General features: G+C 57.9%; 9 protein-coding genes and 1 pseudogene. 4 read left to right on the forward strand and 6 right to left on the reverse strand.

The genetic code is table 11. The features are described from left to right. Positions 1-189 precede the first annotated feature (189 nt). Both GTU79_RS04050 and GTU79_RS04055 read right to left on the reverse strand, forming a co-directional pair. Positions 190-1,714 (reverse strand): annotated as a pseudogene (locus tag GTU79_RS04050) (IS3 family transposase). Positions 1,715-1,743: 29 nt separating this feature from the next. Beyond that, the gene (locus GTU79_RS04055) at positions 1,744-2,856 is read right to left on the reverse strand and encodes a DUF1835 domain-containing protein (RefSeq protein WP_203522801.1); all 1,113 of its coding nucleotides are present in this window, start codon (positions 2,854-2,856) and stop codon (positions 1,744-1,746) included. 310 nt (positions 2,857-3,166) lie between these two features. On the opposite strand from GTU79_RS04055, the gene alkB reads away from it, so the two are divergent. Next, positions 3,167-3,814 (forward strand): DNA oxidative demethylase AlkB, encoded by a 648-nt coding sequence (alkB, locus tag GTU79_RS04060; RefSeq protein ID WP_203522800.1) that lies wholly within the window; start codon positions 3,167-3,169, stop codon positions 3,812-3,814. Between the two features lie 41 nt (positions 3,815-3,855). Here alkB and GTU79_RS04065 read toward each other — a convergent pair whose 3' ends face one another. The 4 genes from GTU79_RS04065 to GTU79_RS04080 all read right to left on the reverse strand — a co-directional run bounded on the left by GTU79_RS04065 (position 3,856) and on the right by GTU79_RS04080 (position 8,730). After that, entirely contained in the window at positions 3,856-4,776 is a 921-nt protein-coding gene (locus tag GTU79_RS04065) for a DMT family transporter (RefSeq protein WP_203522799.1), read from the reverse strand. A gap of 85 nt (positions 4,777-4,861) precedes the next feature. Beyond that, entirely contained in the window at positions 4,862-6,349 is a 1,488-nt protein-coding gene (locus tag GTU79_RS04070) for an aldehyde dehydrogenase family protein (protein ID WP_203522798.1), read from the reverse strand. A gap of 90 nt (positions 6,350-6,439) precedes the next feature. Next, on the reverse strand, positions 6,440-7,405 hold the full coding sequence (locus GTU79_RS04075) for a LysR substrate-binding domain-containing protein (protein WP_203522797.1): 966 nt from the start codon (positions 7,403-7,405) through the stop codon (positions 6,440-6,442). Positions 7,406-7,821: 416 nt separating this feature from the next. Then, entirely contained in the window at positions 7,822-8,730 is a 909-nt protein-coding gene (locus GTU79_RS04080; RefSeq protein ID WP_203522796.1) for a LysR family transcriptional regulator, read from the reverse strand. A gap of 110 nt (positions 8,731-8,840) precedes the next feature. Between GTU79_RS04080 and GTU79_RS04085 the strand changes: the two genes are divergently transcribed. From GTU79_RS04085 to GTU79_RS04095, 3 genes are all read left to right on the forward strand, one after another. Beyond that, entirely contained in the window at positions 8,841-10,106 is a 1,266-nt protein-coding gene (locus tag GTU79_RS04085; RefSeq protein WP_253073487.1) for a serine hydrolase domain-containing protein, read from the forward strand. 26 nt (positions 10,107-10,132) lie between these two features. Continuing rightward, positions 10,133-11,152 carry a zinc-dependent alcohol dehydrogenase family protein gene (locus tag GTU79_RS04090; protein WP_203522795.1) on the forward strand — a complete coding sequence of 340 codons (1,020 nt, stop codon included), beginning with the start codon at positions 10,133-10,135 and terminating at the stop codon, positions 11,150-11,152. Positions 11,153-11,229: 77 nt separating this feature from the next. Beyond that, positions 11,230-12,378 (forward strand): ABC transporter substrate-binding protein, encoded by a 1,149-nt coding sequence (locus tag GTU79_RS04095; protein ID WP_203522794.1) that lies wholly within the window; start codon positions 11,230-11,232, stop codon positions 12,376-12,378. Positions 12,379-12,387: the final 9 nt, after the last annotated feature.

The following is a 12,387-nucleotide window of genomic DNA, read 5'->3' on the forward strand; positions in this document are numbered from 1 at the left end:
CATCTATTGCCCAGTGCGGCCGGCCGCTCCTGATCCGCACTCCGCCAACCCATCGTTCCATTCCGGCTTGATCAAACCAGTAGGCGCAGCCTGCCGTTACCCGTTGTCCCAAGGATGTCAGCGTCAGCGTGCGTTCATGCCAGAGGCGCTCCGGCGGCTGTCAAGGATGTTGGCACCCTTAGTCATTTTTTATGCTGCATTTTCCAGCGCTGTTTCCGGCTTATCCGGATTCAACATCACCACTTCGACACGTTGCCATTGGCGACAGTGTTTTGACCATCGTTCCGGGTTGGCCCTTTGGGCTGATTCATACAAGGCTTTTCGGTTTGCCAACAGGGCAATGTCATGCCCCTGATGGCGTTGTTCCGGCGTCACATAACCGATAGCGCTATGCCGGTGCTCTTCGTTGTACCATCGGCTAAAACACTCAACCCACTGTCTTGCCTCATTTAGGTCCAGGAAGCCCGATGACGGCCACGCTGGAACATATTTCAGCGTTCTGAACAGCGATTCTACATACGGATTGTCGTTGCTGACCCGCGGCCGGCTGTGCGAACCGGTGATCTGCAGTTCTTCCAGCTTTGCTTTCAGCGTTTGGGATTTCATCGGCGCCCCATTATCGGCGTGCAGCACCAAAGGTTGCCGGTAGCACTGTTCACGCAGCACGGTACGCTGCAGCAGGGCGGCGGCCTGGTCACCATTTTCTTCTTCGTGAACCTCGTAACCGACGATTTTCCGGCTAAAGATATCTTCTATCAGATACAGATAAAATACCGGCCACGGACTCGTGACGCGAGCCAGGTGATGTCCCATGTCCACACGTGGCGGGGCGCACGCGCCTGATAGCTGGTCGGTTTATTGACCTTCAGCGGTGCCCGGCTACGCCCTCGATGATGCACCTGACCGTGGCGCCGCAGGATCCGGTAAAACGTCGATTCGCTGGCTAGATAGACCCCTGTGTCCGCCAGACGTGGCACGATTTGCGCTGGCGGCAAACTGGCATACTCCGGCTCGTGACACACGGCCAGTATTTGATGTTCTTCGGCGAGTGTCAGCTTATTGGCCGGTCGTGGGCGCACCGCCGAAGGCCGGCGGTCTTCGGCCTGCCCGTTCCAGCGCCGCCAGGTGCGCAGGCTGATGCCCACTTCTCGGCAGGCGGGGAGCAAGCGCGCACCGGCGCTCGTCGCCTCGCCTATCCACCGGATAAATTGCACTCGCTCGTTCGCTGGCGTCAGTCGTCCTCGTCTGCTATCCCGTAATAACCATTGAGCTTTTTTCGCAACACCAGCAACGCGGCCGCCTCCGCCAGGGCTTTTTCCTTTCGGGCCAGTTCTCGCTTCAGCCCTTTGATTTCTTTTTGGGCCTGTTTTTGCGACTGCCGGGTATCGGGTTGTGGCGTTTGAAGGAAGTCTTGTTTCCACTGGGCTATTTGTTCTGGATAAAGCCCTTTACGACGGCAATATTCGCCTAACTCGGCTTGACTGAGTGTGGCAGTTTCCACGATCACGGCAAAACGGGCTTCGGTCGACCATTGTTCGGTAGTTTTATTCGCTCCGGGCACGGGCTTTCCCTCCAATTTGGCCTGAATACGCCAGTTGTAAAGGGTAGCTTCCGATATTCCTTCTTGCTGTGCAAGTGCGCTAACAGTCATGTTGTGAGGAGGTAATAATTTGTCCAAAACAGCAGCTTTACGTTCAGGTGAATAACGTTTCATGTCAGGCTCCACTACCCCCAATTAGATTTTCAGTAGGGGATGCCATCTATCCTGACAGGGGGGGGCTCGGTTCCGGTCTCGGTTATCAACGGGGAGGGTGCGTCAATCAGCGGGCGAAGCAGGGCATGGAACATAGTATCGCCCAGGTACGGAAGCGGCTCCCGTTTCGCCATGAGCTCGGCGAATACTCGGCCAAAAGCAACCGTCCCTTTTTCACGTATGATTTCCAGCGCGAGATGTTCGGTTAACGAAAGACCGGTGCGAAGCGCCGGCAATTCCCTTAATTGCCGTAATAACGCCGGCGCCAGAAAAGGCAATGGCGGACTGGGAGCGTGCGCCAGCGCCGCCCAGGGCAGGGGTGATGAAGAACGATAGGCGGCCCAGGCACGGCGGGCCAGGCGCAACGCATCCTCACCCAGCGGCCGGCGCTGCGGCCAAAGCCAGGCAAGCAAATCGGGGGCGAGTTGGCCGATGCCGATAAATCGTTCCACACCGGGCACGTGATTGATTTCTATCAGCTCCAGCCGAGGGGGGCGATGCCGCAGTCCGGCCAGCAAACGGATCAGGAAAAGCTGATCGTAGGCATCCGCCTCGCACCACAGCACGACATGAGGGGAGTGCGCCAACTGGTCGATAGCGACGTATTCCTGAGCCAGGCGCTGCCTGCTTTCTGCTTCGTCCATGGCGAAGGCGCGGCTGATAAATTTACTCCGGACCGCCTGGAATTCCGGCGGCGGCAGGTCAGGTACCGGCCCCATGCATAAGGGATCGGTGAACATTCGGAATTCGCCTTTGAAGCCGGCGACGCGCAGAGTATGGGCTATGTCGTTGCCGCAACGCCAATGCACGGAATTTGCTTCATCGTCCGAATCGAATCCGGGATGGCGGGCGGCGAAAGCAATGGCGTCAATATGCGCCTTCAGCTTCGGCCAGCTGGGAAAGCCCAAGTCTTGGGCAATTAACCATTGCGCATCGGACAAACGACGGGGATGGGATGAAAATCCGGCGCCCGTAAGGCGTTCTTCCAGGTTGGGCGCGGCGCCGTTCCGTAGCTGCTTGAGCAGCTCTTTGGCACGCTTGCGCTGCTGTTCGAGGTTGATTTTACCGTCGTGGCGGGAAGAATATTGCAGATGTTGAGGCATACGATCTCCATGCTAAGCCTTGTCCGCTGTAAGGCCGGGAGCCGTATGGGCTATTCGTCTGGCTGATGACCTGGGCGCAGCCCTTTCCGCGGACGGGAGGCGTGGAGGACGCCATGTCCCACTATAGCCGAAGAGAAGATAATGACGCCACGCCTTTTAGGCGGAGGGTGTGAACGTGCGCTCTTGTTCGTTGGGCGAGGGTTGCAAAGGGCCTTTACTGGGTATCGCCGCGAAAACGTGCCAGGAGAGCGCTGGACATCCGGCATCCATCGGCTAAAATAAATACTGTGTGCATATACAGGTTATGCCAATGACGATGGATCTTTTTGAAGACGCGTTGCCGCCGCCGTGGCACGAACAAATCGCTCCCGGCGCGGTGGTGCTGCATGGTTTTGTCCGCGATCACGGTCCGGAGCTGCTGGCAGCGGTAAACAGCGTGGTAGCGCAGGTGCCTTGGCGCCACATGATCACGCCGGGGGGTTACCGCATGTCGGTGGCGATGAGCTGGTGCGGCAACGGCTGGACCAGCGACAATCGCGGTTATCGCTATTCGGATCGGGATACCCGCACCGGCAAACCCTGGCCGCCGATTCCGGAAATATTGATGGCGCTGGCGGATGAAGCCGCTGTGCAGGCGGGATTCGGCCATTATGTACCGGACTCATGCCTGATGAACCGCTACGATCCCGGCAGCAAGCTTTCCCTGCACCAGGATAAGGATGAAAATGATTTTGGCGCGCCTATTGTATCGGTCTCCCTTGGATTGCCGGCGGTATTTCAGTTCGGCGGCCTGCAGCGCGGCGACAAGGCTAGGCGCGTCCCGCTGGCCCACGGCGACGTGGTGGTGTGGGGCGGGCCGTCCAGACTCAATTATCACGGTATTTTACCGGTGAAGGAGGGGTATCATTCGCTGGTGGGTCCGCATCGTATCAATATTACGCTGCGCAAGGCACTATAGTATGATATTGCCATACCCTTCGACTCTCATAATATCCTGAATCAGGGGCGGCGTACCGATAGAGCAACACCTGCCGTGAGAATGACCAGCCCGACGATTTGCAAACTTGTGGGGTATTCGCCAGTCAAGGGAATGCCCAGCAGCATCGCGACACCCGGCGACAATGCGGGAAACAGCGCGGCGCGGCTGGCCCCCAAGTCCTGAACGGCGCGGGAAAACGCAAAAAGCGCTATCACCCCAGACAGTACGCCTTGAGCGACAATTTGCTCAAGAAACATGGCTGGGCTGATTTCGCTGAAAATGCGCACCCCCCCAGTGAATAGATAAATCGGTGTATAGATCAGCCCCGACAGAACCGACACCACCGCCGTGGCCTGGAGTGGCGCAATTTTCCATTGACGTTGCAAAACGGTGAACACCGCCCACATCGAGCCTGCGAGCGCAAACAACATATCGCCCACCCAGGCTCTCGAACTGCCGTACAACAGGCCAGGGCCTGCCGTCACGGCAAGACCGGCAACGATCACGAGCAAACCCGCGATCCTGGGGATGCCAGGCCTTTCACCCAGCAGCAAAGCGGCCAGCACGATGCTGACCAGAGTCAGCATGCCCAATTGAATGACGGCGGCATGGGCGAGCGGAGCGAAGTGATAGCCACTGGCGCCGACCACGATAAACAATGGCCCCGCCAACAGGGCAAGACAGACGCCCTTGCGCCAGCCCATGCCGGTTAGTCGCTGTGGCGAATGGCAAGCCAGCCAGGGCGCGAGAATGAGACCGGCGGTCAAGTAGCGCAGAAACGCCAGATCGGTGGCTTGCAGTCCAGCGGCAATACCTTGCCGGGAGACCACCAGAAACCCACCCCAGATCACGGCAGCCAGCAGGCCTGAGACCAGCCCGCGACGCAGGCGAAGGCGATCAGGGCTGGCGGCCTGCCCATCAATAGCAGTAACTCTGGTCATTCGACGGCTCCGCTTTAATAAAGAGAAAGGGCATTTTAAGGATCCCGTGGCATGACCGGCAGTGCAGGTCATCCCCTGTACATGGTCAGAAAGGGTATTGGCGACGCGTGCTCTGAACGGAAATCCAGTGCTCGGTGGTAAGGTCGTCGATCAATCCCTGCGCACCGAAACGGCCCAGCCCCGAGTTCTTCTCTCCGCCAAACGGCATATTGGCCAGATCGACCGCAGGCACATCATTCACATGCGTCATGCCTGCTTCAATCCTTTGGGCAAAGCGCACACCGCGATCAAGATCACCGGTGACAACAGCACTAGACAAACCGTATTCGGTGTCATTGGCGATATGCAGGGCTTGTTCCTCGCTTGCCGCCCGAATCACTGGCGCCACCGGCCCAAAAATTTCATCCCTGCCCAACCGGACCTCGCCCGTTATGTTGGTGAAGACATGGGGCGGCATGACCAGTCCCTGTGGTTGGGCGCCAAAACACAAAGTTGCGCCATCGGCGTGGGCCTGTTCGATCATCATCGCGACACTGTCGAATTGACGCTGGTTGATCAGCGGTCCAATGACCGTGTCGGCGGCATTCGGATCCCCATACTTCAACCCTCTTACACGGTCAACAAAGGCTTCCACGAAACGATCGTGCAGGGCGTCCTGCACAATGATCCGGTTGGCGCTGACACAGATTTGCCCCTGATGTAGAAAGCGCCCAACGATCGCCAAGTCGACAGCCTGGTCGAGGTCAGCGTCATCCAGAATGACCAGCGGATTGTTTCCGCCCATCTCCAGTTGTACTTTCTTCAGAACTTGGCCCGTTGTCGCGAGCCCGGCAATGCGCTTTCCCACCCGTGTCGAGCCAGTGAATGAAAGCACGCGCGATGCCGGATGCAATACGAAAGGATCGCCAATCAGGTTGTTGTCGCCCGACACCACACTTAATACGCCAGCTGGTAAGCCTGCTTCCTCGAATACCTTGCCAAGCAGCAGACCGCCGCTGACCAGCGTTTCACTGGCTGGTTTGAGCACCACGGCATTGCCCAGAGCGAGCGCGGGGGCCAATGCCCGGGTGCTCAGATGCAAAGGCCAGTTCCACGGGCTTATCACGGAGACCACACCCACCGGCTTACGATAGATACGATTCTCCTTGCCAGGAATATCGCCCGGGATGATCCGACCCCAAGCGCGAGTTGGCAGGGTTGCCGCCTCCAGGATAATTGAGCGCACCGCCGCCCATTCAATCTCGGCCTTGGTACGTACGCTGCCTGATTCCTTGATCAGCCAATCCACTACTTCAGCGTGCCGGGCGTCCAGCACGGCCACCGCACGGTACAGCACTTGGGAACGCTCGCCTGGAGTTGTCGCCGCCCAGTCACGCTGGGCCAGCGTCGCAGCCTGGAAAGCAGCATTGATGTCATCGATACTGGCTTCAGGGACTTCAAGCAATGTCTCGCCGGTGAAAGGGTTGGTATTGCGGTAGAGGGTGCCGGCGCTGCCCGTTTGCCAGCGGCCTCCTATCAGCAGCTCTTGAAATGAGTAGGGATGTGGCCGTTGAACTACAATCGCATTGGTCATTGTGGGATCTCCTAGAAATGGTGACCCCGAGTCTGATGCTCACAAACGCTACTGACCAATTCGAAGTACGCGAGCGCTCGATAAGTCTGGCTAATCGCGCCTGGCTATCGTGTCTGGGACCTCGGACGCTTTTAATCGAACAGCCTCCCCGGCCGCCAATTCGATGAAGTCCAGGACAAGGGGGTTCTGCTCTCCCGAGCGGGAAAACAACTCGACAGTCAGGGGGTCGAAGCCATTGACTGGTCGATAGAGTAATGTAGTAGGGATAACGGTGAAGACATAGACAGCACCGAGCAGCACGCCTAGGCCCTGTTCGACCAGGGTGATGCCCACCTGCGACTGGGTGGTCTCATAGACAATGTTGGGCTTGATCCCAACGCGCGCGAAGTGCGCGAGCAGCGAGTCGTACAGGGGCGCGTTCACTGACCTGCCCGGCACAATCAGCCGTTCGCCTGCAAGGTCCTCTATGCTCAATTGCGCACGGTTAGCCAGCCTGTGGGTGTCGCGCATCAACAGTGACCATTCGGATGCCAGCAGCGGTTGCGATGCAATGCCCGCCTTTGGACTGTTAGTCTGGATACGGACCCCGAATCCCACATCAATCACACCCGAAACAAGCGCATCGAGTTGCTGCGCGCCATTGAGTTCGTGACGAATGATGTTCACGTCCGGATACAGCGCTTGCAACCGAATCAACGCAGGAGGAATGAACGGCAGGTTGGTGTACTCAACCAGTCCAAGGGACAACCTGAACGACTCATTTTCTCCTGCCTCACGAGTTGAGCGCAGGGTCGTATACAGCAGATCGAGAACCCGAGCGACGCCATCGCGTAAAACCTCGCCTGCAGCCGTTAGTCGAACGCCTCGCGGATCACGTACGAACAACTGCACGCCGGCCAGTTCTTCGAGTTTTGCGATTTGCTGACTGAGCGCCGATTGAGTGACGTGCGCAGTGTTTGCTGCCTTGCCGAAATGCAGTTCGCGGGAAAGAATCTGGAAATAGCGCAGTTGACGCAACTCCAAAGCCCGCATGGGCAATATCATTTTTTCATCCAACGTGCACCTCTCTCCCTTCACCGTTGCACTCTGAAATATTATTAAATGCTCAACCGATGTTGCTACGTTGATCACCGCCTTTCGTCCACTGGCCATCGATTCAATGTGCCGCTTTCTTAATCATACTGTCAGTACCCATAATCTACTATCACCGCTGAGGGTACTTTTCATTCGCATACGCAAAAAATCAGCAATGGATTAAACAGTTCACACCATTGGTTGGAGGTACTGGTTGCGCTGTCGCATTCTTTGTCCTGTCCGGCATTTCAGATATCACCCTCAAATAGGTGGCTGTCCCAGCCGTAGTCGCGGGATCGAAACCGGCCGAACGGCCGGCAATCCCATCGAAGACCGGCGCCGAGCTACAGACGTGTTGGCTGGTAGCCGGCCAATGCCGACTCAAGGCTCAAACCCAGTCATTGCCAGGGTGCGCCCTGCGCGAAGGTCTCGACAAGAAAATCAGTCATGGCGCGCACCTTGGCGGGTGGCTTGCGATCGGCGGAACGTAGCAGATGAATGCCGCCGACATTTGCGGCGGGCTCATCCAGAATAACGGCTTCCAGACTACCCGCTCGCAATGCGTCAGCCACGATAAAGTCCGGCTCATAAAGCACCCCCATGCCAGCCGCCGCGGCGGCGACAAGGGCATCGCCGTTATTGGTGCGCAGTGGCCCCTTGATCGGTACGCTTTGATCCGCCTGTTTACCGAAGCGCCAGGCATTTGGCCACGATAGTGGCGAAAGCATGAAGCTCAGGCAGTTGTGATCTCCCAGCTCGGCCCAGAATGTCGGACGCCCCCGCCGCTGCCAGTAATCTGGCGCAGCACACACCACCATAGCGCTATCAGCAAGCTTCCGGGCCAATAGACGGCTGTCCTTCAGATGACCGACTCGGATGGTGAGATCCCATCCCTCTTCGAGCAGGTCGACAACGCGATCGTTGAGTCCCAACTCCACGTTGACTCCCGGATGCCGTTCGTGGAAAGCCGGCAGCAACGGAGCGATGTAGCGTACGCCAAACGACAACGGCACATTCAGCCGAAGCAATCCGGACACCTCGATACGCTGGGCTGCGATCAGCGCCTCCGTCTCTTCCAGCTCCGGCAATAAACGCGCGCACATCTCCAGGTATTGCTGCCCCGCTTCGGTCAGCGTCAACCGGCGCGTGCTGCGCTGAAGCAATCGCACTCCCAAACGTAACTCCAGTGCGTCCACATGCTTGGTGGCCATGGTCGGGGACAGGTTCATTTGCCGGGCGGCCGCCGATAGGCTGCCGGCCCGCGCGGTCCGCCAGAAGATCTCCATGCTTGTCACGCGATCTAGCATTTTATTTCATACCTCTGGTTGGAATTAAATTTAATAGAGCGCATATTATCAATCACAGGAAATAAATGCACCATTGATAGCATCTGATTTCCTATATCTGGCGTTATCCTATGACCCGGCATTCGCATCCTTTTCTCTGCGGAAATATGATTTCCCGGCGACAGTTACTCATCGGTGCAGCAGCAGGCGGCGCCGCGCTCGCACTTGGGCCGGCCAGGGCTGCAGACTCGTCTCTGAATGGGACCTGGCGCGCTGCAAGAGCCTTTGAAACAGCCCTGATGGAGTCCGTCTTCAGCGGGCATATCGTGGGTGCAACCGCTGTCGTTGCCCAAGCCGGCCAAGTTGTCTTCCAGAAAGCGTTCGGTTTCGCCGACCGTGAAGCCGGACAAGCCATGCGGGTCGACTCCCTGTACCGGCTGGCCTCCATGACCAAGCCAATCGTGTGTGTTACCGCACTGGCGCTCGCTGAACGGGAACTCCTGCAATTGGATGCCCCAATAACACGTTGGTTTCCCGATTTCCAGCCTCGCCTTGCCGATGGCAGCACTCCAACGATCACGCTGCGCCATCTACTCACGCACACATCGGGATTGGGATACGGATTTCTGGAAGAGCCGGACGACCCCTACCATCGCCTCGGCGTGTCCGATGGTATGGATGGCTCTGGTTTGACCTTGGCAGAGAATGTTCGTCGCATCGCTCAGGCTCCGCTGTTGTTCGCACCTGGTAGCGCCTGGCACTACTCAGTGGCGATTGACGTGCTTGGAGCCGTCATCGAACAGGCAACGGGCCGCCCGTTGGCCGACGCCGTGCGCGAGGTGGTCACCGCGCCGCTGGGCATGGATAGCGTCCGATTCGTTGCTCCGGAGGGTGCCTCGCTGGTGACGGCCTATGGTGACGCAACGCCGGAGCCGGTGAAGATGAGCGACCCGTTCGCGCTGAAGTTCGGCAAGAGCGCCATCGCTTATTCACCCGGACGTGCGTTCGATCCCAATGCCTTCCCTTCGGGCGGCACCGGCATGGTAGGTACCGCCCTTGACTATCTGCGCTTTGCGGAAGCGATGCGCACCGGGGGTGGCGGAGTCATCAAGCCGGAGACGGTAGCGGCCATGACTCGCAATGCAGTGGGAGATTTAGCCATTGACGCGGCCGGCCCCGGTTATGGATGGGGACTCGGCGTGGCCATCCTCAAGAATCCAAAAGCGGCGAAGCTCCCGCTGTCGGCCGGATCCTGGAACTGGTCTGGCGTGTACGGCACGCACTTCTGGGTTGACCCCGCATCCCAACTGTCCGTTGTGGTTCTGACCAATACGGCCGTCGCCGGTATGACCGGGGCTTTCGCACTGGCAACGCGCAACGCTGCCTACGCGGCCTAACCTCTAATCCATCCAGGAGAACCAACATGAGAACCTATCAATTGCAATCCGGCGCCGGCATCGGCGCCTTAGTACAAACGGATCTGGCTTCCCGTCCACTCGGCCCTCGCGACGTGCGAGTGCGTATGCGCGCCGCTGCGCTTAATGCCCGCGACCTGGCCTTTGCCCGCGGCGCCTTCTACAACCCACCGTCGCACCCGATCGTGCCATTGGTCGACGGATGTGGCGAAGTGGTGGAGATCGGTGACGAAGTCACCCGATTCGTTGTCGGTGAGCGTGTGATCACCAACTACTACCCGCGCTGGATCGACGGCACGATCACTCCAGCCAAGACTGCTGTGTCATTCGGGGCCCAACTGGATGGGACTTTGGCCGAGGAATTGGTCACGGATCAGGAAGGACTGGTGCGGGCCCCCGCCTCGCTCGATGACCGCGCTGCGGCAACGCTGTCCTGCGCCGGTCTGACCGCATGGCACGCACTTTTCGGCGTAGCCACGCTCCTGCCAGGGGCCAACGTGCTATTGCTGGGAACGGGCGGTGTTTCGATTTGGGCATTGCAACTCGCGTCTGCAGCCGGTCTTTTCCCCATCATCACATCGTCCCAGGATGACAAGCTGGAACGCGCCGTTTCGCTGGGAGCACGCGCTACCGTCAACTATCGCAGTACGCCCGAGTGGCAAAAAGAAGTCATCGGGCTCACCCATGGTCTAGGAGCCGATCTGGTCGTCGAAGTCGGCGGCGAGGGGACTCTGGCGCGCTCCCTGCAAGCCAGCCGCGCCGGGGGAACCGTGGTGGTCATTGGCCGAGTTTCCGGCGGAGGGGGCATATCGATCGAGCCCGGTGCCCTGATCGGGGGCGCCAAGCGACTGACCGGCATCACCACTGGCAGCCGCGCCTTGCTGGAAGACCTCGTGCGATTCGTTGATTCCGCCGCGATCACACCTGCCATCGACAAAGTCTTCGGGTTTGGCGAGGCACGCGACGCTTACGACTATGTCGCCCATGGACAGCACTTTGGAAAAACCGTCATCGACTTCAGCCAGTGATTTTTGCTGAATTCCGGCACGCCCTATCGGCTCACCGGCCCTGTCTCTATACAAACGTATAAATATTGGACAAACTTATGCGCCTGATCTTCATTGCGGTTTTATCCGTATTCACACTCATGGCAGAGGCAGCGATTGCCGCAGAACCGGTAAGGCTCGGTGTGACAACCATCCTCAGCGGCCCCAATGCCGATCGTGGTCAAAGTGAACGTAATGGCATCGAACTGGCATTGAAGCATATCAATATGAATGGCGGAGTGCTTGGTCGGTCGGTTGAAGCGGTCTATGCCGATAATGCTGCAGACGCAACCAAGGGCGTTGAGGCTGCACGACAACTCATCGAAAAGGACCACGTTTCAGTCTTGATCGGAGCGTTAGCAACCCCCGTAACCCGCGCCATCATGCCGGTGGCGAACGCCGCTCGAGTGCCCTTGGTGATAGATATCTCGGCCGGCCAGGAATTCGTAGACGCCGCAGGCATGGGTGGATTCGATTATATTTTCAAAACGAGCCCATCCGATTGGGACGTCGCAATTGGAATGATGCAATGGCTAAAGGCTCATAATGTAGGTACCGTCGCTATCCTGTCCGACAGCGACGTCTTCAATCAGGCCAATGTGGCCGCTATGGCCAAAGCGGCAAAGGAAGTCGGCATTAAAACAATCGCGACTGAAGTGATTCCTGCAGGAGAGGTCGAGCTGTCTGCCTCTCTACAGCGACTGGAAGGAGCGCGTCCAGATAGGATTGTAACTTTATTAGGCCGATCCAATCAGTCCTTCTTCAAAGCCTATGAGAAGAGTGCCGCGAGCATCCCGATTTCCGGGCGTATCGATTTTAATGCCGCACTCAATACGTTCACACCCGCCTTTATCAATTCCGGCCGATTTGATCAAGCGATAGGTATTTCGGTATTCGCGCCAGCAGTAGCCACAGGCGGTTTGGCCGCATTCATTCAGAATTATCGGCAGCAGTACGGTATAGCACCAACACAGCGATCCATCTTTGCCTACGAGGCCGCATTGCTTATCGTTGATGCGGTACGCCGGGCTGGAAACGATAATCCTGCCGACATTCAAAAAGCAATCAAGTCAACCGACATGGCATCCCTTCTCGGGGGAGATTTCACCATGGACATCCATAACCACTCGCATACGCATCTCCAGATAGTCGGCCTTCGGGATGGTAAGATAACGCTGATCGATAGCGTGACCAACAGCACACCATAGGCATCATCA

It is taken from the genome of Sodalis ligni (assembly GCF_016865525.2).
GTDB classification, from domain to species: Bacteria; Pseudomonadota; Gammaproteobacteria; order Enterobacterales; family Enterobacteriaceae; genus Acerihabitans; species Acerihabitans ligni.